The 22,589-nt window shown below is 69.7% G+C and carries 19 protein-coding genes; 10 read left to right on the top strand and 9 right to left on the bottom strand.

All coding sequences use genetic code 11. The features are described from left to right. Nucleotides 1–77 precede the first annotated feature (77 nt). Nucleotides 78–1,751: a hypothetical protein gene (locus ASG70_RS04230; protein ID WP_056882584.1), complete on the bottom strand. Its 1,674-nt coding sequence runs from the start codon at nt 1,749–1,751 to the stop codon at nt 78–80. A 192-nt stretch (nt 1,752–1,943) separates the two neighbouring features. On the opposite strand from ASG70_RS04230, the gene ASG70_RS04225 reads away from it, so the two are divergent. Next, on the top strand, nt 1,944–2,402 hold the full coding sequence (locus tag ASG70_RS04225) for a GtrA family protein (protein WP_056882583.1): 459 nt from the start codon (nt 1,944–1,946) through the stop codon (nt 2,400–2,402). A gap of 3 nt (nt 2,403–2,405) precedes the next feature. Here the strand turns inward: ASG70_RS04225 and ASG70_RS04220 are convergent, their stop codons facing one another. Together ASG70_RS04220 and ahcY are read right to left on the bottom strand one after the other, a co-directional pair. Continuing rightward, the gene (locus ASG70_RS04220; RefSeq protein WP_235531327.1) at nt 2,406–4,139 is read right to left on the bottom strand and encodes a hypothetical protein; all 1,734 of its coding nucleotides are present in this window, start codon (nt 4,137–4,139) and stop codon (nt 2,406–2,408) included. A gap of 256 nt (nt 4,140–4,395) precedes the next feature. Further along, nucleotides 4,396–5,826, bottom strand: coding sequence for an adenosylhomocysteinase (gene ahcY / locus ASG70_RS04215; protein ID WP_056882581.1), 1,431 nt, complete (start codon nt 5,824–5,826; stop codon nt 4,396–4,398). 200 nt (nt 5,827–6,026) lie between these two features. On the opposite strand from ahcY, the gene ASG70_RS04210 reads away from it, so the two are divergent. Next, nucleotides 6,027–6,266, top strand: a complete 240-nt coding sequence (locus ASG70_RS04210) for a hypothetical protein (protein WP_056882580.1) — start codon at nt 6,027–6,029, stop codon at nt 6,264–6,266. Nucleotides 6,267–6,283: 17 nt separating this feature from the next. On the opposite strand, the gene ASG70_RS04205 is transcribed toward ASG70_RS04210, so the two are convergent. Further along, nucleotides 6,284–7,963: a glycosyltransferase family 39 protein gene (locus tag ASG70_RS04205; RefSeq protein ID WP_082590072.1), complete on the bottom strand. Its 1,680-nt coding sequence runs from the start codon at nt 7,961–7,963 to the stop codon at nt 6,284–6,286. 251 nt (nt 7,964–8,214) lie between these two features. Between ASG70_RS04205 and ASG70_RS04200 the strand changes: the two genes are divergently transcribed. Both ASG70_RS04200 and ASG70_RS04195 read left to right on the top strand, forming a co-directional pair. Continuing rightward, nucleotides 8,215–8,949 (top strand): glycosyltransferase family 2 protein, encoded by a 735-nt coding sequence (locus tag ASG70_RS04200; RefSeq protein WP_056882578.1) that lies wholly within the window; start codon nt 8,215–8,217, stop codon nt 8,947–8,949. Further along, the gene (locus ASG70_RS04195) at nt 8,946–9,344 is read left to right on the top strand and encodes a DUF2304 domain-containing protein (RefSeq protein ID WP_056882577.1); all 399 of its coding nucleotides are present in this window, start codon (nt 8,946–8,948) and stop codon (nt 9,342–9,344) included. The genes ASG70_RS04200 and ASG70_RS04195 overlap by 4 nt, the downstream gene beginning before the upstream one ends. Here the strand turns inward: ASG70_RS04195 and ASG70_RS04190 are convergent. Genes ASG70_RS04190 through gmd form a run of 3 tightly spaced genes read right to left on the bottom strand, consistent with a single transcriptional unit; the run spans nt 9,341 to nt 12,097 of the window. Continuing rightward, nucleotides 9,341–10,294 (bottom strand): GDP-L-fucose synthase, encoded by a 954-nt coding sequence (locus ASG70_RS04190; RefSeq protein WP_056882576.1) that lies wholly within the window; start codon nt 10,292–10,294, stop codon nt 9,341–9,343. The two genes, ASG70_RS04195 and ASG70_RS04190, sit on opposite strands and share 4 nt — an antisense overlap. Further along, on the bottom strand, nt 10,294–11,085 hold the full coding sequence (locus tag ASG70_RS04185; protein ID WP_056882575.1) for a glycosyltransferase: 792 nt from the start codon (nt 11,083–11,085) through the stop codon (nt 10,294–10,296). Before ASG70_RS04185 ends, ASG70_RS04190 begins: the two co-directional genes overlap by 1 nt. Beyond that, on the bottom strand, nt 11,078–12,097 hold the full coding sequence (gene gmd, locus ASG70_RS04180) for a GDP-mannose 4,6-dehydratase (protein ID WP_056882574.1): 1,020 nt from the start codon (nt 12,095–12,097) through the stop codon (nt 11,078–11,080). The genes ASG70_RS04185 and gmd overlap by 8 nt, the downstream gene beginning before the upstream one ends. A gap of 215 nt (nt 12,098–12,312) precedes the next feature. Here gmd and ASG70_RS04175 point away from each other — a divergent pair, with 215 nt between their 5' ends. From ASG70_RS04175 to ASG70_RS04160, 4 genes are all read left to right on the top strand, one after another. After that, nucleotides 12,313–13,353 (top strand): glycosyltransferase family A protein, encoded by a 1,041-nt coding sequence (locus ASG70_RS04175; RefSeq protein ID WP_156399807.1) that lies wholly within the window; start codon nt 12,313–12,315, stop codon nt 13,351–13,353. Next, the gene (locus tag ASG70_RS04170; RefSeq protein ID WP_056882572.1) at nt 13,350–14,660 is read left to right on the top strand and encodes a class I SAM-dependent methyltransferase; all 1,311 of its coding nucleotides are present in this window, start codon (nt 13,350–13,352) and stop codon (nt 14,658–14,660) included. The genes ASG70_RS04175 and ASG70_RS04170 overlap by 4 nt, the downstream gene beginning before the upstream one ends. A 103-nt stretch (nt 14,661–14,763) precedes the next feature. Then, on the top strand, nt 14,764–15,510 hold the full coding sequence (locus tag ASG70_RS04165) for a class I SAM-dependent methyltransferase (protein WP_056882571.1): 747 nt from the start codon (nt 14,764–14,766) through the stop codon (nt 15,508–15,510). Then, the gene (locus ASG70_RS04160) at nt 15,497–16,468 is read left to right on the top strand and encodes a GDP-mannose 4,6-dehydratase (protein WP_056882570.1); all 972 of its coding nucleotides are present in this window, start codon (nt 15,497–15,499) and stop codon (nt 16,466–16,468) included. The genes ASG70_RS04165 and ASG70_RS04160 overlap by 14 nt, the downstream gene beginning before the upstream one ends. Nucleotides 16,469–16,480: 12 nt before the next feature. Here ASG70_RS04160 and ASG70_RS04155 read toward each other — a convergent pair whose 3' ends face one another. Together ASG70_RS04155 and ASG70_RS04150 are read right to left on the bottom strand one after the other, a co-directional pair. Continuing rightward, nucleotides 16,481–17,770, bottom strand: a complete 1,290-nt coding sequence (locus ASG70_RS04155) for a lipopolysaccharide biosynthesis protein (RefSeq protein WP_156399806.1) — start codon at nt 17,768–17,770, stop codon at nt 16,481–16,483. Continuing rightward, nucleotides 17,763–18,719, bottom strand: coding sequence for a cation diffusion facilitator family transporter (locus ASG70_RS04150; RefSeq protein ID WP_056882568.1), 957 nt, complete (start codon nt 18,717–18,719; stop codon nt 17,763–17,765). The genes ASG70_RS04155 and ASG70_RS04150 overlap by 8 nt, the downstream gene beginning before the upstream one ends. 106 nt (nt 18,720–18,825) lie before the next feature. Between ASG70_RS04150 and ASG70_RS04145 the strand changes: the two genes are divergently transcribed. Together ASG70_RS04145 and ASG70_RS04140 are read left to right on the top strand one after the other, a co-directional pair. Beyond that, the gene (locus ASG70_RS04145; protein WP_056882567.1) at nt 18,826–21,078 is read left to right on the top strand and encodes a hypothetical protein; all 2,253 of its coding nucleotides are present in this window, start codon (nt 18,826–18,828) and stop codon (nt 21,076–21,078) included. A 17-nt stretch (nt 21,079–21,095) separates the two neighbouring features. Continuing rightward, nucleotides 21,096–22,580: a hypothetical protein gene (locus ASG70_RS04140; RefSeq protein ID WP_156399805.1), complete on the top strand. Its 1,485-nt coding sequence runs from the start codon at nt 21,096–21,098 to the stop codon at nt 22,578–22,580. Nucleotides 22,581–22,589 lie beyond the last annotated feature (9 nt).

Genomic DNA, 22,589 nt, shown 5'->3' with positions numbered 1-22,589 from the left:
CCGCCTGCGGGAACAAGCCACCCATCACCCGCTTGACCAACCTGTCAGGTCAGTACAGCTAGGAGCCCACCCCGCGTTTAACGCCTTGACTCCGACCGGATCACCGTGATGTCGGGGACACATGCGTAGCGCCTGCGGACGTCCGCGGGGTTGCGGTCACTCAGCACCGTCGGCCGAGGAGCAGCGCGCAGTACCTCACACTCATCGGCGACGTCGAGCGGCTTCTGCGGCGTACGATCGCGGGTTGCCGGCACACGGTAGAAGTCGAGCAAGATCCGGCCGATGGTGTCGTCACCGATGGTGCCCAGCCACACGACTTGGGCCTCCCCAGCCCTTGGCGCGGTGATGGCGTCCAAGACCAGGGGGCCCCGCACCGTCGACCAGGCGCCGACATACGCAGCCACCGGGCTGACCAACGCGTACACGAGGACCAGCGTCGCGAGCGCCCCGGCCACGCCGCGGCAGGCCTGCAGCGCCCTGGAGGAATCTCGGGTCCGCGACCAACCCCACACCATGACGGCAAGCACGGCGAGGGGCGAGAGGGTCAGCACGGCGGAGTGCCAGAACAGCTTGCTCGGGTAGTAGTTGCTCAACGGGATGCCTACCCAAAGGGCGACGAAGATGGCCGTCAGCGCCGGGAGGACCGCGATCACGAGCAGGGTTGACAGTGCTCGGTCACGACGGTGGCGCAGCGTCAGCGCGACGGCAGCTCCCAGGCCGACGACCAGCAGCGCGACTGGGAAGGGTGCCTCGACCCCCGAGTCGGTCGCGTGCTGGATGCCAATGGTGGTGAAGAGCGCCAAAAGGGCAGGCATTGCCGCCACGATGCACACGACCGATCCGAGCGCCAGACCACACCGGCCGCTCAGACTCCCGTTCCTCACCACCGGCCATGCGACGTGGACGACGGCTGCCCCGCAAGCAGGGAGGAGGAGCTGCCAGCTGTGGGCGCACACCACGGTGCCGACCAACGTGAGCGCGATGGCGGAGCCGCGCCTACGGTCGCCGACGGTCAGTACCTCACGGGCGACGACCGCCAGGACGATGGCCCCGATGTAGGAGTTCTCGAAGCCCGAGGCCTGGTAGAAGCCGAGGAAAGGTGGCAACAAGATGACGGCCCCCGCCCCCAGACCGGCAGCATCGGCTTGCGCTCGTGAGGCACCGCAGCGCTGCGCGAACGCAACGGTGAGCGACCCGGTGGCGATGCTGAGAACTGCGGGCAGGCACCACGCAGCCATGGACATGATGTCGACCAGCGAGCGCAGTCCGGCAGCGTCGATGCGAGCACCGCTCGCGGACCAGATTGCGGTCACGACCGTGTGCCATGCGTGCGGATAAGGTTGGGAGCCGTAGTCGAGGTTGCCCTGTACCTGCTCCTCCGCGACGAAGATCAGGTGACGGACGTGGTCCCCTCCGAGGAACCACTCAGCACGGTCACCGGGAGACCGAAACCGCAGACCGATCGCGTATGCCCCCAGGACCAACCCCGGCAGGCTGGGGAGGACGCTCGCCCCAGTCCGACGATCGCCTCTCCCGACGCCAACGGTGGCGCAACCCACCGCGACGAGCAGCAGCACCACCACCCTGGAGGCACCCGAGCTGGACAGCGGACGCAGGCCCGCCCAGTCGGTGACCGCGCCTAGCAGGGCCGCGCACGCAGTCACGGCAAGCAGACCATCGGGAAGCGCCTCCACCACGCGTCCGAACTGGCGCGACCACCGCGGCCGGATCCCGCGGGCATGGCTGGTCATGGCTCGGAGGGTAGACGAGGAATGTCGTTGAGGTGGCGTTGGTGGGATCTCGCGCACAGAACGTTGCCGACGTCCTCCGTTCGGCCGACCCGCAGGGGTCTGTTCGTGTCGAAGCCTGCCTCGGCCATTCCGACGCGGTACTCGCCTCCCTAGGGTCTTCCTGACGCCGAAGTCGAGCCTGAGGGGGACTAGATGGCAGCCACGCCGTTGCTGAGCGAGGTCGCGCCGCCGCGCGCCCTCACTCCAGGCACCGTTCGCCTCCTCGACCCTGCACTCGTGCGGTTCGCCTGCGTCGGCATAGGCAGCACCGTGCTTCACCTCGGGCTCTTCGCAGGCCTCCTACAGGCGCTGCCGTACAGCCAGGCAGCGAACCTCGGCGCCCTGTTGCTGGCGACCGTGGCCAACACCGCTGCCAATCGCCGGTGGACCTTCGGCGTCACGGGCACCGAAGGCGTGGCGCGGCAGCACCTGCAGTCACTCGGCCTGTTCGCCCTGACCTGGGCACTGTCCGCTGCAGCCCTGTGGCTTCTGCACTCGACTACCACCCAACCGCCGGCCCTGATGCAGACCATCGTCGTCGGTGGCTCCATGGTCGGGTCGACCGTCGTGCGCTTCCTGGCGATGCGCTTCTGGATCTTTCGCGACCGCTGACGGCTAACGGACGGCGCCAGGACAGCCAAGCTTCGCCGCAAGGGTGGGTCTGGGTCGCAGCAGGGCCATTCGCCAGTCCTTGTCGTACTGGTGCGACGTGAACTCGAGGACCGTGTCGTAGTCCTCGAGCACGTCCACCGTCGCACCGACCGACAGGGCAGGGCTGACATCCGAGGGGTTGGAAGGGGCGTGGATCACGTAGGCGGTGGCGCGGTCGGGGCATGGCACCTGGCTGAGGGCGAAGCGAGCGGAGGGGACTCGGCCGGACCAGGTCCCGTACAAGTGCGCGCGTCCCAGGGGACGCCCCCCAAGGATGAGGGCGTAGCCCGCACCCATGCCCGTGACGTCGACGACGGGCGTCCTGTCATCCATCCGCTCGCTCTTGGCCGCCGCCCGCAGCGCATGGCCGATGACTGCCGTGTCGTGGTCCAGCACCACGGACCCGCCGAGGACCTGAACGGCCTCGGCGCCACGCGGAGGCGGTATCGCGCTCCGCCCGTCGTGCAGGCTCACCCAGGTCACGGACGCGGCGAGACATGCGCACATGCAACCCGTCACCGAGAGGGCAGACCAGTGCGACCGCCCTCCGATCGCCTGCCTACTGCGCGCCTCGACGGCCACGAGGACGATCACCCAGAAGACGGCGGCCTGCGCCATGGAGAACGTGAGCGAGACGTTCGACCCCACGGCGTAGGCCCAAGGGAGGACGCAGAGCACCACGAGGAAGGCGCGCAGGTCAGCCGGATGCCGAGCGCGTTGGCCAAACCCGCCCTCGCTGGTGCCGACCACCAGCACACCCGCTGCCCCCGCGATGGCGAATAGCCCCAACACCAGGGTCACCGAGAGCGCTTGGGCGCCCTGACCGACGGCTCCGAGAGCTCGGACCCCGAGCACGCCTGTCCCAAGGCCCAGCAGCACCAGGACCGCGTTCAAGGCACCTACCACTCGGGGGTCACGCGCGGGATCCCGCATGGTGTCCCGACTAAAGACGAGGTAGCCCGCGAACACCAGCAGGAAGGGCAAGCCGAACACCAGTAGACCCCGCACCTCCATCCGCGACCACCCGAGCATCTGGGGCAGGCTGGAGTGGTCCCCGAGGAGACTCACGAGCCGCGCTCCCCCCTTCAGGTAGCGCAGGGCATCCGCGGGGCTCAGCCTCGCGACCAGGAGTGTCACGACGGCTGCGACGGCTGCACCAGCGAGTCCTTGGCCCAGAGCGCGCACCGACAGCGCGCGACGAGCCGACAGCATCACCAGAAGGACCACCGCAACGGCGACCGCGGACGGCGGCTTGCCGACGAAGGTCAGCCACACACCTATGCCCACCAACAGCGGTCCCCCTCGGCGGGATCTGGTCAGGTACCTGGCCAGACCGCCCGCGACGAGCAGTAGTCCCAAGAGCGCAACGGCCCGATATCCGGGAACGCGAACGCCGAGGGTGAACACCAGCATCGAGGCGGCCGATGCACAAGCCATTGCAGTGACGGTGCGGGCGCGCTCCGACCTCCGCAGACCCGAACTCGACATATCGCTCACGCCGCACAGGTGCATAGCCTCCGAGCACGTCCACGCTGCCGTCGCCGCAAGGGCCACGATGCCGGTGACGCGCAACCAAGCGATGTCGTGCCCCACGGCAACGAACACCGGGTGCACGAGAAATGAGAACAGGTAGACCTCACCGACGGGTCGCGAGGCGCCGGGGTTCTCGATGAGACGGAGCTGGTAGCTCTCGTCCATGAGGTCGAGCCCACGGCCCGCGGCCCCCAGCTCCACGACCACAGTCGCAATCGACACGAGCAGGGCCGGTAGCAGCCCCCAGACCGGTGCAGACCGTCGACCACGGCCTGTCGCGTTGCCAGTCCTCTCCCCCACGACGGCCAACGGTGCCACACCAACTGGTCGACTCCGGCCACGACACCCCCTGACGCGGGTATGCCGCCCGCTCGAGGTGAGCGGGCGGCATACCGGGTGGTGCTGACGCCGCGGCGGGACCTCAGTAGCGGTAGTGCTCCGACTTGTAGGGGCCGGAGACGTCGACCCCGATGTAGGCGGCCTGCTCCTTGGTCAGCTCGGTGAGCTTGGCGCCGAGGGCGTCGAGGTGCAGGCGGGCGACCTTCTCGTCGAGGTGCTTGGGCAGCACGTAGACCTGCTTGGCGTACTCGTCGTTCTTCGTGAAGAGCTCGATCTGGGCGATCGTCTGGTTGGCGAAGGAGTTGGACATCACGAAGCTCGGGTGACCCGTCGCGTTGCCGAGGTTCATCAGGCGCCCCTCGGACAGCACAATGATCGAGTTGCCGTTGTCGAACGTCCACTCGTGGACCTGCGGCTTGATCTGGGTCTTGGTGACCCCGGGGACCTTGGCCAGGCCGGCCATGTCGATCTCGTTGTCGAAGTGGCCGATGTTGGACACGATCGCCTTGTTCTTCATCTGCGTCATGTGCTCGGCGGTGATGATGTTGAAGTTGCCGGTGGTGGTGACGAAGATGTCGGCGATGTCGAGGACGTCCTCGAGGCGGGCGACCTGGTAGCCCTCCATCGCGGCCTGCAGCGCGCAGATCGGGTCGATCTCGGTGACGATGACGCGAGCACCCTGACCGGCCAGCGCGGCGGCGCAGCCCTTGCCCACGTCGCCGAAGCCGGCGACGACGGCGACCTTGCCGCCGATGAGCACGTCGGTCGCGCGGTTGAGGCCGTCGATGACCGAGTGGCGCACGCCGTACTTGTTGTCGAACTTGGACTTGGTGACCGAGTCGTTGACGTTGATGGCCGGGAAGAGCAGGTCACCGGAGGCAGCGAGCTCGTAGAGGCGCAGCACACCGGTCGTGGTCTCCTCGGTGACGCCCTTGATCTGCTCCGCGACCTTGGTCCACTTGGTGGGGTCGGCCTTGAGGGTCTTGCGGACGAGCTCCTTGAAGACGCCGACCTCCTCGGAGTCCTGCTCGTCGGTCGCGGGCACCGCACCGGCGGCCTCCCAGTCGCGACCCTTGTGGACGAGCATCGTGGCGTCGCCACCGTCGTCGAGGATCATGTTGGCGCCCTCACCGGGCCAGGTGAGGATCTGCTCGGTGCACTCCCAGTACTCCTCGAGCGTCTCGCCCTTCCAGGCGAACACGGGGACACCTTGCGGGTCCTCGGGGGTGCCCTTGCCGACGACGACCGCAGCGGCCGCCTCGTCCTGGGTCGAGTAGATGTTGCAGGAGGCCCAGCGGACCTCGGCACCGAGCGCGGTGAGCGTCTCGATGAGCACGGCGGTCTGCACGGTCATGTGGAGCGAACCGGCGATGCGGGCGCCCTTGAGCGGCTGGGCCGCCCCGAACTCCTCGCGCAGGGACATCAGGCCGGGCATCTCGTGCTCGGCAAGGCGGATCTGGTGACGGCCGGCCTCGGCGAGGCTCAGGTCGGCAACCTTGTAGTCAAAGGACATGGAAGAACTCCTGAAGTTGACTTGCTGGTTTGCGGACCCGGCGCAGCCCATCTGGGCGAACATCGAAGGAGCGGGTTATCACCCACGCCGGCGACCGCCCAGTCTACCGACTCCGCCGTCGAGCACCACATCCGTCGTGCGCGTGCCGCAGCGGTGCAGTAGGAAGGTGTGGTCCGGACCACAGAGCGAGAGGTACAACCATGACCGAGCCGAGCAGCGGAGTCCCGAGCGAGATCGCGGACGCGAACGTCGACGAGGCGAAGGCGACCACGGTCGACGAGCAGCAGCCTGAGCGGGTCGAGCTGGACGTCGACGAGGAGAAGATGGAGGCCTGGGACGAGGTGAAGTCCGACTACCAGGTCGACCCCGACAACCAGGAGGACCGCCTGCCAGGCGCGGACGACGAAGGCGTCGACGAGGGCCAGTCCTTCGAGGGCTGACCCTCCCCCGCCTGCTGCTACTGCACCTTGTAGAGCGTCAGGATGCCGTGGCTGGTCGTGTAGTCGACCTTCCACGACGACGGCGGGCCGTCGGGGTGCTTCGCGGTCCACGGCTTGAGCGCGTTGGAGCAGAAGCCGCACGTCTTGGAGTTCTTCTGCCACAGGACCACGTAGTCACCCGGCTGGGGCTGGGGGCCTCCGGTGATGCTGCGCGCCTCCCCCGGGTATTCCTTGGCTCCCCCGAAGAACGGCCGCTGGTAGGCCTCGAAGATCCGCACCGTCTCCCAGTCGGAGAAGATGCGCCCGCCTTGGAAGTCACGCCGGTCCAGCTCGCTGCGCAGCTCCTCCAGCGCCGCCCCGCCCGCGGGCGCGAAGGCCGGGTTGGCGGAGGCGTACTGCACCGCGAACGCCACCGGGCCGAAGCAGAGCACGGCCGCGAGCGCCGTACCCAGCGCCGCCCCGAGGATCCGTGATGCCCGACGCAGGGGCGAGTGACGGGCGACCCACTGCACCGTCACGGCCACCAGGCCCGCGCTCGCGAGGGCCATGGCCGGGACGAACGGGATCCAGTAGCGCTCCACGTGGAGCAGGCCGCGCGGGTGCGCGGGGTCGAGGGCGCCCCCGGCGAGGACGGTCAGACCGTAGGCGAGCAGGAACCACAGGCTCATGAGCCGCACGGCGTGGTTGCGCACGAACAGGCCGACGAGTGTCAGGGCCCCCATGAGGACCATCCACAGCCCACCCTCGCTCTGGAGGGCGCGGTCGGGGATGTAGGTGACGTAGAAGCTGCGCGGCTGGTTGAGGATGGCGGCGTTCTTGACCTCGCCGGTCGCCGTCTCCGCCAGGCTCACGTCGAGGCCGGTGAGGACGTGGAACTTCAGCAGGGGGTCCTCGTAGGCGACCCAGCTGATGAGGACGTCGAGAGCGGCCCAGCCGACGATGGGCAGGACCACGAGCGCGATGGTCCGCAGCAGGTGGCGGCGCTGCACCAGGATCACGGCGATGAGCGGCCAGACCAGCATCGAGGTCTCGCGCACCTCGAAGCCCCAGCCGAGCAGGAAGCCGGTCGCGAGCAGCCAGGGCCACGCGCGGCGGGAGTTGGCCTGCTGGTCGCGGGCCGCCAGCGCGCAGAGGATGGCGCCGACGAACAGGGCCATCGACATGATGTCGGGGTAGCCGCGGGACAGGTTGTAGAAGATGACGCGGTTGGAGATGAGCAGCGCCACCGCGGCGAGGCCGGCGACCGGTCCCCAGAAGCGCCGGCCGATGAGGTAGACGCCCGCGGCCATGAGGCCCGAGGACAGGATGGGCCAGAAGTAGTAGGTGGCCTGGGCGTTGCCGAACAGCCACACGGTGGGGAGGTTGGCCAGGACCATGCCGTAGCGGGTGTAGCCCAGGGCGACCCACCCGTCGCTGGGGAAGTACATCGCCGAGCGCACGTAGTGCCACGGGTCGGTGGGCACGACGATCGAGCGGTAGACGTAGGCGAGCGCGATCACCGCGAGCCCGATGACGGCTGCTTCGAGCAGGTGGGTGCGGCGGAAGGGGCGGCCGCTCAGCCAGTGACTTCCCGGCTCTGCCGCGGTCGCAGTGACCTCGCGGTCAGGATGCGTCCCGGCGGCGGGCTGGGAGCCTTCACGGGCGGAGTCTCCGGCGGTCGACGCGACGCGAGAATGGGCCGGGACCTCGGTAGACATGGGGACGAGAGTACCCGGCTGGCCCGATGCTTCTGTGCCTTGACCACTCGCCCGCGGGCGCCCTCGAGGGGTCGACCCCAGCGCCTGTTCGCCAGATCCGGCCCCAGTCACCACACTCGTTCAGGCCGGATCGCCTCAGCCGTTCGGCCAGTTGAGATGGCGAGGCCTCCACGGCAGCGTCCTCCCCTGCAACCCTGTCAACGCGTCGCAAGGGCGTACGTCGAGATCGCTGACGGGGGCGGGCACCGAACATGGGGACAAGAGGCCGGGGAAAGGTCCTCGTCGTCGTCCCTGCCTACAACGAGGCCGAGGCGATTGCCGGCGTGGTCGCGAGTGTGACGCGCGCCGTGCCAACTGCCGACATCCTCGTCGTGGACGACGGGTCGTGCGATGCAACGTCCGCCGTGGCTCGGGCGGCCGGAGCCCGTGTTGCGACACTCCCGTTCAACCTCGGTGTGGGCGGCGCGATGCGCACCGGCTTCCGCCACGCCAAGCGTGAGGGTTACTCCGCAGTCGTCCAGGTCGACGGCGACGGCCAGCACGACCCGGCCTTCATCCCGCAGCTCTTGGCAGCCCTGGAGCACCACGACGTCGCGGTAGGTGCGCGATTCGCCGGGACCGGCGACTACGTCGTCCGCGGTCCGAGGCGGTGGGCCATGCGTGGCCTTGCCTCCGGCATGTCTGCCCTCATGACCACACGGCTCGATGACGCGACCTCGGGCTTTCGTGCCTGCGGACCGCGGGCCATCTCCGTGTACGCCCAGCACTACCCGGCCGAGTACCTTGGCGACACCTTGGAGACGCTTGTCATCGCCCGGAAGTCCGGCCTGACCGTCACCCAGGTACCGGTCGCCATGCGTCACCGGAACACGGGCCGTCCCAGCCACGGCAGTGCCCGTTCCTCAGTCGAGCTCCTCCGTGCAGGGTGCGTGGTGATGCTCGGCCTTGTCCGCGAGTGGCCGGTCATTGCAGACTCCTCACCGTGAACGGTGACGCGTACTGGTTGGGCGTGGCCAGTGGCTTCGTCGTCGTCGGCGTCGTCATCGAGATGGTCCGGCGTCGCTATCTCCGTGGGCGTTTTGCCCTGGTGTGGATCCTTTTGGGCGTCGGCGCAATCTTGCTGGCCCTCTTCCCCCGCCTGCTCGAACGGGCTGCCACCGCGCTCGGGGTGACGGTTCCCCTCAACCTGTTGCTCTTCCTCGGCAGCATCGCGATGCTCATCATGATCATGCAGCTGAGCGCGGAGGCCGGCCGCCTGCGGGAGCGCACTCGGGTGCTGGCCGAGGAGGTTGCGCTGCTCAGGACTCTTGTCGGGTCCGCTGACGAGCCCCGTGCGCGATCCATCGCCGCCGAAGACCGCGACCAGGACTCTCCCCGCTAGCAGGCGGCGGGGGCCCCCTCGACGTATGCAGAGTATGTCTCGCTGAGCCCTTCGCTCAGGCCGACTCGGGCGCGCCAACCCAGGCCTGCGAGCCGAGAGCCGTCGAGCACCTTGCGTGGGGTTCCGTCCGGCTTGCTTTCGTCCCACTCGACGGTCCCGCCGAACCCGCTGACCTGGGCCACGAGGTCGGAGAGCTCCTTGATGCTGAGGTCGGAACCGGTTCCGACGTTGATGGGCGAGGGATCGTCATACGTCTGCATCAAGTGCAGCACGGCAGACGCGAGGTCCGACACATGGAGGAACTCCCGGCGCGGTGTACCGGTCCCCCAGTTGGTCACGCTGGGAGCCTGATCCCGCACCGCCTCCGCAAACCTGCGAATGAGCGCCGCCAGCACGTGCGAGGAGCTCGGGTCGTAGTTGTCGCCGGGGCCATAGAGGTTCGTCGGCATCGCGCTGATCCAGCGGTGCCCGTACTCGCGACGCATGGCTTGTACATGCATGACACCCGCGATCTTCGCTATCGCATAGGCATCATTGGTGGGCTCGAGTGCTCCGGTGAGAAGTGAGGACTCCTTGATCGGCTGCTCCGCGAACTTCGGGTAGATGCAAGAGGAGCCGAGGAAGAGCAGTCGCTCGACGCCGATCTCGTGGGCGGCATCAAGGACGTTCGTCTGCATCTGCAGGTTGTCGGAGAGGAACTCGACGGGGTGGGTGCTGTTGGCGCCGATGCCGCCCACCCGGGCGGCCGCCATGACGACGTAGCGCGGCCGCTCGCGGCGCAAGAACTCGAACACAGCGTCCCGGTCTCGCAGGTCCAGCTCGGTCGAACTCCGCCCGAGGAGGTGGTCGAAACCCTGGTCCTGCAGGTGGCGCCAGACGGCACCCCCCGCCAACCCTCGGTGTCCCGCAACGTAAAAGGGCGCTGACCTGTCGAGCGTTTCGACAGCCATCAAAGCGACACCCGTACCCGAGCTCGCGCACGCTTGGACAGTCGGCTCGACACAACATTGATTGCCAGACGAACCGGCAAGTGCCATGCAGGGGCCAATGGACGCAACGGCGCGGGCAGGTACTTGCGCTTGACTGACTCCGCCTCAGCGATCGACACGTCTCGGTTCGCGACGGTCAAGGCATCCGGGTGCCAGCGGTAGGACGCCACAGTCTTGGGGGTACTGACGAAGCGGCCACGACGACGCAACCGCAGGAACATGTCCAAGTCCATGACGAAGCGCAGGGTCTCGTCGAAAGGACCGACCGCACGTATGTCTGCCAGCCTCGTTATCGAGGCCGGTTGAGGAATCAGGTCAGGCCCCCAGGCCAGGACCCGGGTGGCCCAGTCACCCGCCCGGCTCACCGCAAAGACGTGGTTGTCGCCGTCCATGTAGTCGCAGGCGCCAAACGCAACGACCGCTGACTCCCGCTCGATCAGGTCGACGAGCGCGCGGAGGCCGCCGGGCCGCAGCTCGTCGTCGTCACCGATCCAGGAGAAGTAGGACTCCATTCGCGCCGCGGCGATGCCCGCGTTGACCGCAGCGGACAACCCTCGCTTGGGATCGTCGATGATCACCGCTTGGTACTGCGCGGCGATCTCACGGGCCTCAGCGGCGTCCTGCGGGACGACCACCACCAACCTGACGTCCACGCCCTCCTGCGAACGCACGCTGGCCAGGGCTGCACCCAAGGTGTCGACCCGCTCGCCCAGAGTGGGCACGACGGCGAGGACTGAGCCGCCGTCAGACACGCGACCACGCCCGGTGCACCCAGGGGGTGCCCTCCGTCTCCAGGGCCTTGATATCGCTGTCCACCATGATCGCGGCCAGGTCGGGCGTGTGGACCTTGGGTGTCCAGCCCAGTGCCTCGGCCGCTCTGGACGGGTCACCGATGAGGGCGTCGACCTCCGTGGGGCGCAGGTAGCGGTCGTCGAACCGCACGTACTTCTCCCAGTCCAAACCTGCGTGCTCGAAGGAGAGCCGCACGAAGTCACGCACGGAGTAGGCGCTTCCTGTCGCAACCACGTAGTCCTGCGGAGTGTCGTGCTGGAGCATGAGCCACATGGCCTCCACGAACTCAGGCGCATAACCCCAGTCACGCACGGCGTCGAGGTTCCCGAGGTAGACGTCGTCCTGGAGCCCGGCCTTGATGCGCGCGACAGCACGCGTGATCTTGCGCGTCACGAAGGTCTCACCACGGCGTGGGCTCTCGTGGTTGAACAAGATCCCGTTGACGGCGAACAGTCCGTAGGCCTCGCGATAGTTCCGTGTCACCCAGTAGCTGTAGACCTTTGCCGCGCCGTAGGGGCTGCGGGGGTAGAAGGGAGTGTCCTCGTTCTGAGGTGGCGCCGAGGCCCCGAACATCTCCGAGCTCGAGGCTTGGTAGAACCGGCACTCCAAGTCGATCATGCGGATCGCCTCAAGGAGGCGAATGGTGCCGAGACCTGTTGTGTCGCCGGTGAACTCGGGCTCGTCGAAGCTGACACGAACGTGCGACTGGGCCGCCAGGTGGTAGACCTCGTCGGGCCGCACCTCGTTGAGCAGCGTGACCAGGCGAGAGCCGTCGGTGATGTCGCCATAGTGGAGGAAGAGCTGGGCGCCCGACTCGTGGGGGTCAACGTAGAGGTGGTCGATCCGCGTCGTGTTGAAGGTCGACGCCCTGCGGATGAGGCCGTGCACCTCGTAGCCCTTGGACAGCAGCAGCTCGGCGAGGTAGGAGCCATCCTGACCCGTGATGCCCGTGATCAGGGCTCGCTTCGTCACTCGTGGACCTCAATTCTTTGATGGTCGGAACCGGCACACGCATCCGGCACGGCGTCACGATACCTGTGCACGTTCGCCCGACCGAGGTTCCTTTCACCGAAAGGTCGTCCCTTTGTCCAACTCTCGGGCGGAGACTAGCCATCCGGCGACGGGCGCCTGACATAGTCGTCCAGAGCATTGAACGGCGAGGCTGAACTGGAAGCGAGATCACAACCGTGAAATTGTCCCTCATGGTGCCGACGTTCAACAGCGCCGAAACCATCGAGCGCACCTTGTCGAGCGTGTTGGCTCAGAGCTACCGACCGCTCGAGGTGGTTGTCTACGACGAGGCCAGTCAGGACGACACCCGATCGATCGTCCAACGCGTGCTCGCCGACGCCCCGGACGACATTGCGACGCGCTTCCTGACGTCGGACGACAACTCCGGCCCGGTCGAGGCCTGGCGCGTGATCTTGCACGACGTCACGGGTGGCTGGTGCGCCTTCGTCTGGGCGGACGACGTGCTTTCGGAGCGGTACTCCGAGGTCATGATGGCGGCGGCCGGCAGGGCCGTACGCGACGGCCGGGCCATCGTCTCCTGCAGCGGTCAGGTCGAGAGCCACGGCGAGCTGCGCCCCTACTACTCCGACGAGGCCGGGATCCTCACGGCCTGCGAGTACTCGGAGGCGATTTTCACCCGCCGCATGCCCCTCACCCAGATCTGCGCGGTCTACCGGACCGACGCTGCCCGGCGCGTCTTCGACCGCCACATCCGCTTCGACAACCCACTGGGTATCGACTACAACCGATTCCCCTACGGCAACGACGTGGGGTTCCTGTCCGAGCTGGCGTCCGAGGGCGACGGCGTGGAACTCGTGGGCCAGCGCCTGGTCACCCTCGTCGACTCGTCCTCCAGCATGACCCGACGCGGCGGACGCGAGCACATGTGGCAGATGCGCTGGCAGTACACCTTCAACCAATATCGCGTCTGGTCGTGGTGGGCCGAGCGCGGCGTGCCGGGTGCCGAGCGCCTGCGCACCCTGGGGCAGCGACGGCTGGCCCTGTGCGAGCTCGCGCTGGGGCGCACCGATGCCCGGCGCCGACCTCGTGCTTATGCCTCGGCCATGGCTGCCTTGCTCGACCACTGGCGCCTGGACTACCAGCGCGACCACCACTCGCTCGACGAGCACCGACGGCGTGCCGGAGCCGCTGCCGGCACCGTCCCTACCCCTCATCCCTCCCAGCCAGCCAGCGGAAGAAAGAGCCACCAGGCATGAGTGACGCCCTCGACACCGGACAGATCACCGAGCGCAAGGACTGCCGCGTCTGCGGCAACACCGCCCTCGTCCCCGTGATGGACTTCGGCTCCCAGGCCGTGGCAGGGGCCTTCCCCCCGATAGGCACCGGACGCGACGCCCAGCGGTTCCCGCTCGAGCTGGTCCGCTGCGACGTCGAGGCGGACCCGTCCGCCTGCGGTCTCGTCCAGCTGCGCCACTCGCTCAACGGCCACCTGCTGTACGACGCCTACTGGTACCGCAGCGGAATCAATCGCACAATGACCGACAACCTCCACGAGATCGCCCGGCAGGCCGCCGAGCTCGTCGGCGGCCTCTCGGAGGGAGACCTGGTCATCGACGTCGGGTGCAACGACGGCACCCTCCTGGACGGCTACCGGCCCCTCGCCCCGGGCGGCGTCACCTACCTGGGCGTCGACCCCTCGGACGTCACGCGGTACGCCGTCGAGAAGGGGTACGACGTCGTCAACACTTTCTTCAGCCACGAGGCGGTCGCCTCCTTCGCGGGCGACCGCAAGGCGAAAGTCATCACCGCCATCGCGATGTTCTACGACCTCGAGAACCCGCGCCAGTTCGTCCGCGAGATCGCCGACTCGCTGCAGGACGACGGGGTGTGGGTCAGCGAATTCTCCTACATGCCCACGATGCTGACCATGAACAGCTTCGACACGGTGTGCCACGAGCACCTGGAGTACTACTCCCTGGCGGTGATCGAGCGGGTTATGGAGTCGGCCGGGCTGCACGTCCTGCGCGCAGAGCTCAACGACGTCAACGGCGGGAGCATCCGGCTGTTCGTCGGCCACGCAGAGCACACCACCGCCTCGGCGGCCGACGCCGAGAACCTGGCCGCCATGCGCGCGGAAGAGGAGCGGCTTCGGCTGGGCACCGCGGCCCCGTATGCCGCGTTCGCCGAACGCTCCGAGCGGGTGCGGACCGACCTGCGGGACACGCTGACCCGCCTGGTCGCTGACGGGCGCACGGTGCACGTCTACGGCGCGTCGACCAAGGGAAACACCACCCTCCAGTATGCCGGCATCGACTCCTCCCTCGTGCCGATGGCCGCGGACCGCAACCCCGACAAGTGGGGGCGGGAGACGATCGGCACAAGCATCCCGATCGTGTCCGAGGAGGAGTCCCGTGCCTTCGCACCGGACTACTACCTGGTGCTGCCTTGGCACTTCCTCGACGAGATGCTGGAGCGCGAGGCCGAGTTCCTCGGACGCGGCGGCCAGTTCATCATCCCCATGCCCGACGTACGGCTCATCGATGGTCAGCATCGGGAAGGCTAAGTCCGACCCGGGCTGGCGTCGCCTCTGGAGGCACAGCTACCGCATCGGATTCTCCTGGCTGGGCCGAACGGCCGTGCGGGGGTGGCCCGCCCGGCGTGCGGGCATGGCTCGGCTGCTCGTCCCCCTCGACCCGTGGCGCTACTACGAGATGGGGGTGGTCGCCGACGGCGAGTTCTCCGGCGACTGCCTGGACGTGTCGAGCCCCAAGCTCCTGCCCTCGCTCCTCCAGCGGGAAGGCCGTGGTCGGTGGACGTCCGTCGACCTGTTCAGCACGGAGGTCGACAACTGGGCCGTCCTCGACCCGTCCCTGACCCTCGCGGTCGAGGACGCTACCTCGCTGTCCTACGGCGACGAGAGCTTCGACCACGTCGTCTGCCTGTCCGTCCTCGAGCACATCGGCCACGGTGGCGACGCCGCTGCTCTGCACGAGATGTGGCGGGTGCTGCGCCCCGGCGGGACGCTGCACCTGACCACCGACGTGGCCACCGAAGCCCGGGACGTCATGGTCGGGGACGCCATCTACGGCGAGGCGTCCGAGGCCGGGAACGACGGGAAGTACTTCTTCAAGCACGACTACGCCGTGGACGAGCTCGTGGCCATGCTGGCGCACGACCGGTGGGTCGTCTCCCACCGTGAGTTCGCCGCACAACGCAGGCCAGAGGTGGAGCGCTGGTTCTACGGCCACACCCCCTGGAGCTACGTCGTCGGCCCGCTCCTGCGCTTCGTCTGCCCGGGCAACTTCGCGGTGTCCGGCACCCCCGAGCTGCTGGTGGGACAGGACCACGGAGTGGTCTACCTCGTGCTCACCAAGCAGCCCCCCGGCCACGAGCGGGCCCATGGGGACGGCTAGCCCGCGTCGGGCCATGGTCCTCGGCTGCGCCGGCCAGGACGGCTCCTACCTCGCAGAGCAGCTCGTCGGTCGTGGGTACGACGTGGTCGGCGTGGTCCGGGGCACGACCAACGCCCACCTCGCCGCCGTCGCGGACCGCGTGGCCCTGCACCGCATCGACGTCCGGGACACCGGCGCGCTCGACGCACTGGTCACCCAGCACCGCCCGGACGAGCTGTACAACTGCGCGGCCGTGTCCTTCGGCCCGGACGCCTGGGCCGACCCCGCCGCCACAGCACAGGTGGGTGCGGTGGCCCTGGTCGGCCTGCTGGACATCATCCGTGACCACTCGCCCACCACCAGGGTCTTCCACTCGTCGTCCTCGTGGGTGTTCGGCCAGGCCGAGGTGTCGCCTCAGGACGAGCAGACGCCCTACCGCGCCTCCGACCCCTACGGCGCCACCAAGGCGTACGGCGACTTCCTCCTCCGCGCCTACCGCGAGAAGTTCGGGCTCTTCCTCGTCAGCGGCATCTTGTTCAACCACGAGTCACCACGGCGCTCCCCCCGGTTCGTCACCCGCAAGATCACCGCTGCCGCTGCGCGCATCGCAGCCGGCAGCGACGAGGTCCTCCAACTGGGCGACGTGTCGGCCCGACGGGACTGGGGGTACGCCGCCGACTACATGGACTGCGCCTGGCGGGCCCTGCAGGTCGACGAACCGCGCGACTACGTCATCGGCACCGGCATCCTGCACTCCGTGGCCGAGGTCCTCGAGGCCGCCTTCGACCGCGTAGGGCGGCGATGGCAGGACCACGTGAGGTTCGACCAGGGCCTCGTGCGCAGCACAGCAGACGTGCCCGATCTCGTGGCGGATCCAAGCCGCGCGCAGCGTGATCTCGGGTGGGAACCGACGGTGGGCTTCCACGAGCTCATCGACCTCATGGTCGACGCGGACGTTCGGGCCCTCGCCTCGGCGTGATCGCAGGCCGGGTCAGCCCTGCAGCTCGCTGGACCGGATCGTCAGGGCCACGGCGCGCAGCACGATGACGCCGGCCACCAACGGGCCGCAGACCAGACCTGCCACGAGCACGGTCGTGTCCCCGGCGGACGCGACCACGAGGGCCGTCGTGACGACGGCCCCGGCTGCCCAGGCGACCGCCGCCGTGCGACCACGGCCTGCGGCGAAGAGCGGTCCGGTGCCGACGGCTGCCGCCGTCGCGACCAGCGTCGAGACGGCCAGCGAGACGACCACCGCTGCGGACACCTCAAGCGAGGAGCCGTAGTAGAGCGGGAGCAGCCATGGCGACAGGACCAGGACCAGCAAGGTCGTCGGCATGACCAGGGCCGCCCAGCGACGAGCGAGCACCCGAGTGGACGCGGCGTAGGAGGACAGGTCCCTCGACGCCCACGCCGAGCTCAGCGTCACCAGCGCCTGCGTCGACAGACCACCGACCAGCAGGCTCGGGGAGCGGAGCACCGTGCTCACGGCCACGAAGGCCCCGACGAGGGCCGGCTGGGTGTGCCCCACCTTCCAGTCGAGGGCGAGCGCCGGTCCGTTGAGGCACACCTGGTACGCGATGGAGACAACCCCGAACTGGAGGTGCTCGCCGGAGTGCTTGCCGTGGGAACCGTCACCGCGCTCAGGGTCGGTCGTGCTGGGTGACGGGACGGGGAGCCGACGCAGAGCCACGGCGCCGATGGCCGCGGACAGGGCCAACGGGCCACCGACGGAGGCCGCAAGTAGCGAACCAGTCGCTTCCGGGAGCAGGACGGCCAGCAGCACGAAGACCATCCGGAGCAGCGCCTCCGCACCCAGCACCACGGCATACCTCGTCAGGTGGCCCTGACCGGCGAGGCGACCCCGAACGGCGGTGACGCCGACCCAGCCCACGACCGCGAGCACCGCGCCCGGGACCAGACCACTCCCGGTGCTGGCGGCGGGCAGGCGGTCGCCCAGCAGGAGCAACAGGAGGACGACGACTCCCGCCCACAGCAACAGCCAGCCCAGTGGGCGCAGCGCACCGGGCTCACCGGCGCTGATCCGCCGGGTCACCGCCTGCTCGGTGGGCGTGCCCAGGCCGAGGCCGAAGACGCTGCTCAGCGTCCAGACCAGCGCGAGGGTGCTGAACGCCGCGGGTCCCAGGATTCGCGGTCCCGCGCCGAGCAGTGCCACGGACGACACGGCGACCGCGACGTAGCCGGCCGTGATGGTTACGACCACCGCGGTCGGCCGACCGGGCACTAAGCGCTGCCGCAGGCCGCCGCGCCGCGCCTCACCCACGCGCAGGAGCGTCTCCACGGGCCGCGAGGTCGATGTCGGGCTCGAGGTACATGAGCAGGGTCAGGTCCGGCTCGGTGGCGCGGGCTGCGGCCTCGGCCTGGTTGATGGCGTCGGCGATGGCGGCCGCGTCGGAGCCGGGCGCCACGGCGAGCTTGGCGGCGACGAGGATCTCCTCGGGGCCGAGGTGCATGGTCTTCGCGTGGATGACCCGCTCGATGCCGGCGGGCGAGGACAGCGCCTCCTCGATGCGGCGCCGCGCAGCGGGGTTGGCGGACTCGCCGATGAGCAGCGACTTCATCTCGATGGCGAGCACGATCGCGACGCTGACCAGCAGCAGGCCGATGGCACCGGTGCCGAACGCGTCCCAGACGCCGCTGCCCGTGATGAGCGTCAGGGAGACGCCGATGAGGGCGAACACGAGGCCGACGAGCGCGGCGAAGTCCTCCAGCAGAATCACGGGGAGCTCGGGGGCCTTGGCTGACCGGATGAACTCCTTCCACGAGCGCTTGCCGCGCGAGTGGTTGCTCTCCTTGACCGCCGTGCGGAAGGAGAACCCCTCCATGACGATCGCCGCGAGCAGCACCGCCACGGGCAGCCACTGCCAGCTCTCGATCGCCCCGCCGTGCAGCCGGCTCTCGTGGTACTTGTGGTAGGCCTCGTACAGGGCGAACAGGCCACCGATGCTGAACAGCACGATGCTGACGATGAACGCGTAGACGTAGCGCTCGCGGCCGAACCCGAACGGGTGCTCCGGCGTCGCCTCCTGCTTGGCCTTCTTGCCGCCGAGGAGCAGCAGGCCCTGGTTGCCGGAGTCGGCCAACGAGTGCACAGACTCGGCCAGCATCGAGCTGGACCCCGACAGCAGGAACGCGACGAACTTCGTGACCGCGATCCCCAGATTGGCGGCTAGCGCCGCCAGGATCGCCCTGGTCCCACCCTCGGTTGACATGGCGGACAGCGTATAGGCGGGATCGGGCGGCCGCCCGAGTCGTCCCTTCGGCCGAACCTGCGCGCCGGGGACCGGCGGCCCGCGCGGGCTCCCCCATACTCCTCTGGTGACCTCGCCGCGGATCCGTGCGTTCGCGGGCTCCGCCGCGGGCCCGGTGATCACGGCGGTCCTGTCCCTCCTTGCCGCTGCGCAGGCCCTGCGCCTATGGGGCTGGCGTCCTGGCATCCCCCTGTCACTGTCGGGAGACGCGCCGCAGGTGCTCGTGCAGACGCGGGCGATCCTGCGCAGCGACTGGTACCGGGTGAACGACCACGTCGGCGCGCCGTTCGGGCTCAACCAGGCGTTCTACTCGACGGCGGACGTGCTCAACTTCGCCGGCATCAAGGCACTGGGGCTGTTCACCGACTCCGCGGCGACGGCGAGCGCAGTGTTTTTCGTGCTCGGCTTCCCGGCTGCGGCCCTGGCCGCCTACTGGCTCGCGCGCGAGCTGGGCGCGACCCGCCCGGCAGCCGTCGTCACCGGGGTCCTGTTCTCCGTCATCCCCGGGCACCAGGAGTGGTTCGCCCACCTGTGGCTGGCGGCGTACTGGGTGGTGCCGCTCGCGGTGTGGGTCGTCGTCCGGGTCGCACGCGGGGAGTCTCTGTTGCCTCCTCGGTCCGCCTTGCGCGCGGGCGGTGTGGTCGCCCGGCGGGCGCGTTGGGAGGTGGCCAGGACGGTCGCCGTCCTGCTCGTGGTCGGCCTCTCGGACGTCTACTACGTCGCATTCACGCTCATCCTCCTCGCAGTGGTGCTCGTGTTTCGGCTGGGCACCGGGACGCGTGCGGCTGCGCTGGCACCGGGCGCCGCGGCCGCGGCGGTGCTCGGGCTGCTCTGTGGCGGCTCGCTCTTCGCGGCCACCCGCGGCCGGGCCGGCGACCTCGTCACCGGTGCCCTGCCTGCGCAGCGAGTCATCGGCGAGTCCGAGACCTACGCCGGCAAGATCATCGAGCTCGTCCTGCCCTGGTACGAGCACCGCGCGGCCCCCTTACGCTTCCTCTCCTTCGCGTACGGCGTGGCCGCCCCTCCCAGCGTGGAGCGCCCGGCGCTCGGCTTCGTCGCCCTGGCCGGGGTGGTGGCGATCCTGTGGGTGGCCCTGGCCTCGCTGGCGTTCGGTCGGCGGTCCACCGGGCTGTGGGGGCTGCTGGCCGTCCTCACCCTCGTCTCTCTGGCTTTCTACACGCGCGCCGGCCTCGGCTCGGTCGTCGCCCTGTTCTTCACCCCGCAGATCCGCACCTGGTCCCGGTTCGTCGTGCTGATCGCGCTCTTCGGCCTGCTCGCGGTCGGCCTGTGGCTGAGCCGGCTCGGGCGCCGCCACGGCCGCCGCACCGCCTGGGTGGCCGCGGCCGTCGTCCTGGGTCTGGGCGTTCTCGACCAGACCAACCCCGGCGTGGCCCCGCGGTACGACGCGCTCGCCCGGGAGCAGGCCGAGCTGGCCTCCTTCACCCGTGACATCGCCGGCCACGTCGGGCGCAGCTGCCCCGTCTTCCAGCTACCCGTCGTCGCCTACCCCGAGGAGACCCCGCCGGGGTCGATGGGCGACTACGACCACCTGCTGCCCAGCACCGCCTCCCCCGCCTCGCTGGCGTGGAGCTACGGAGCGATCCGCGGCACGTCGCGGGCCGACTGGCAGCTCGCGCTCCCGATCACCGACCACCAGCGGCTCGTCGAGGACCTTGCAGCGGCCGGGTTCTGCGCCGTCGAGGTCGACCGTGACGGGTACGCCGGCGCGAACGACCCGACCGACGCCCTCCAGGAGCGCCTCGGATCACCGGTCGCCACTGCGGACCGCGCCGACCTCGTCGCCTACGACCTTCGAGCCCTGGGTGCGTCGCTCAGCGCCTCCCTCGGCGAGGACGGCCTCGCTCGTCGCCGCGACGCGGTGCTGCGCCCGATCGTCGTCAGCCTCGCGGGATCCCTCGTCGACACCACCTCCGGCCGACCGTCGCAGTGGACGGGCCCCACGGCTGTGGTCACCGCCAGCAACCTCGGCACCACGCCGGTGCAGGTGCAGGTCAGCTTCGAGGTCGCGGGCAACGGCGACGCCCAACGCACGGTGACGGTCTCCGCGCCGGGTGGGCCGACCCGTAGCGTCACCGTCGCCCAGGACCAGCCGCGCACCGTGACGGTGCCGCTGACCCTCCCCCGGGGGCGCACCGAGGTCCGCCTCGAGGCAACCGGCGGGATCACCGCCATCGCCGGGAGCCAGGGGCGTGACCAGGCGTCGCTGCAGGTGTCCGACCTGCAGGTGACGACGACCTCGGGCGTCAACGCCGCCAGCCTGCAGGAGTACGCCGCCGCCTCACCGCCGTCGCTGCGGTGACGTCCCACTCGGCCCCCGTGGACGCGCGTCCCGCGCAGGAGACGTCATCCACACCCGCCCCGGCGGTGCTGCGGTGGGGTCCGCTCGTGGCGTTCGTCCTGCTGCTGCTCGCGCTCGCCCGGCACGCCGGGTCCGGCATCAGCGACCCCGACACCCTGTGGCACGTCCTGGCGGGCGAGCACCTGTGGCGCACCCACGACTTCGCCGGCCCCGACCCGTACTCCACCTTCACGACCCAGCCGTGGGTGCTCAACCAGTGGCTCCCCGAGCTCGCCATGGCCTGGGCACACCACCTCGGCGGGCTGCCGGCCGTCGCCTGGCTGGCCTCGGCCGGACAGCTCGCCGTGTGCGCCTCCCTGCTCGCGCTCTGCCGCGGCGTCGCCGGGCCGCTGGCCGCTGCGCTCGTCGCGGGGGCCGCGGTGCTCGGGACCGCAGACAGCCTGAGCCCCAGACCGCAGCTCGTGGGGTTCGTCCTGCTGGCCGTGGTTATCGGCGCCTGGCTGCGCACCGCCCGGGACCTCAGGCCGCGATGGTGGCTCGTCGCCGTGACCTGGCTGTGGGCGTGCTGCCACGGGACGTGGGTGGTCGGGGTGACGGTGGGCGCGGCCGTGGTCCTCGGTGTCGCGCTCGATGGCCGGAGTCCTCGACCGGCTCGGGACGATGGACGCCGCCAAGAACCCAGCCGGGGCCCGCGTGCCACCCGTGGCGACGTCGTGCGGCTCGCCGGCGTCGTGGTGGCGAGCGCGGCCGCGACCGCCCTGACACCACTGGGGCTGCGGCTCTACGAGAGCTTCGCGACGGTGCGGGCGGTCAGCCCCTACATCCTCGAGTGGCGCCGCCCTACCCTCGACAGCCCGTCGGTGCTCGTCACCCTCGCCCTCGTGCTGCTCGTGCCGCTGCTCTGGGCGGCCCGTCGGACCCTGCCTCGGTGGTCGGAGGGTCTGCTGTGGCTGGTGGCGGTCGCGTGGGGGGTGTCGTCGATGCGCACCGTGGGCCTGTGCGCCGTCATCGTGGCTCCGCTGGCTGCCCGGGCTCTCGACCGCGCCCTCGGCCGTGCCCGCGTCCAGGGCACCGCAGCCGAACGCGTGCTGGTCGGCGCGGGGCTTGTGCTGGCGCTCGGTCTCGCGGGCCTGCTCGCGTCCACCGGGCCGGAGCAGCCGCAGGGCGTCCCGTCGCGGCTCGACGCCTCGCTGTCGGCGCTGGCCCCCGGCACGGTCGTCTGGAACACCGACCTGCTGGGCGGCTGGCTGATGTACGCCCACCCGGAGCTGCGCCACACCGCCGACACCCGGGCCGAGATCTACGGCCCCGCCCGCGCCCGGGCCTACCTGCGGGTGCTCAGCACCGAGCCCGGCTGGGAGCAGGACTTCGACCAGTACGGTGCCCGCGCCGCCCTCGTGGAGCGCGACGCACCCCTCGTCGCGGCGCTGGAGGCGCGGGGCTGGGGCACCCGCGGCACCGACGCCGGGTACGTCCTGCTCGAACCGGCCACGGGTCGGTAGCCTCGCTGG

Source organism: Phycicoccus sp. Soil748, from assembly GCF_001428025.1.
Taxonomy (GTDB): Bacteria; Actinomycetota; Actinomycetes; order Actinomycetales; family Dermatophilaceae; genus Pedococcus.
This window is presented reverse-complemented; position numbering and strand designations above follow the sequence as displayed.

Bases quoted from the DNA above. Each gene is read 5' to 3' on its own strand.
- ASG70_RS04150 (WP_056882568.1), bottom strand. From the start codon at position 18,719: ATGTCAACCGAGGGTGGGACCAGGGCGATCCTGGCGGCGCTAGCCGCC.
- ASG70_RS04190 (WP_056882576.1), bottom strand. From the start codon at position 10,294: ATGGCTGTCGAAACGCTCGACAGGTCAGCGCCCTTTTACGTTGCGGGA.
- ASG70_RS04165 (WP_056882571.1), top strand. From the start codon at position 14,764: ATGGCTCGGCTGCTCGTCCCCCTCGACCCGTGGCGCTACTACGAGATG.
- ASG70_RS04205 (WP_082590072.1), bottom strand. From the start codon at position 7,963: ATGTCTACCGAGGTCCCGGCCCATTCTCGCGTCGCGTCGACCGCCGGA.
- ahcY (WP_056882581.1), bottom strand. From the start codon at position 5,826: ATGTCCTTTGACTACAAGGTTGCCGACCTGAGCCTCGCCGAGGCCGGC.
- ASG70_RS04160 (WP_056882570.1), top strand. From the start codon at position 15,497: ATGGGGACGGCTAGCCCGCGTCGGGCCATGGTCCTCGGCTGCGCCGGC.
- ASG70_RS04200 (WP_056882578.1), top strand. From the start codon at position 8,215: ATGGGGACAAGAGGCCGGGGAAAGGTCCTCGTCGTCGTCCCTGCCTAC.
- ASG70_RS04230 (WP_056882584.1), bottom strand. From the start codon at position 1,751: ATGACCAGCCATGCCCGCGGGATCCGGCCGCGGTGGTCGCGCCAGTTC.
- ASG70_RS04210 (WP_056882580.1), top strand. From the start codon at position 6,027: ATGACCGAGCCGAGCAGCGGAGTCCCGAGCGAGATCGCGGACGCGAAC.
- ASG70_RS04225 (WP_056882583.1), top strand. From the start codon at position 1,944: ATGGCAGCCACGCCGTTGCTGAGCGAGGTCGCGCCGCCGCGCGCCCTC.
- ASG70_RS04220 (WP_235531327.1), bottom strand. From the start codon at position 4,139: ATGGACGAGAGCTACCAGCTCCGTCTCATCGAGAACCCCGGCGCCTCG.
- ASG70_RS04170 (WP_056882572.1), top strand. From the start codon at position 13,350: ATGAGTGACGCCCTCGACACCGGACAGATCACCGAGCGCAAGGACTGC.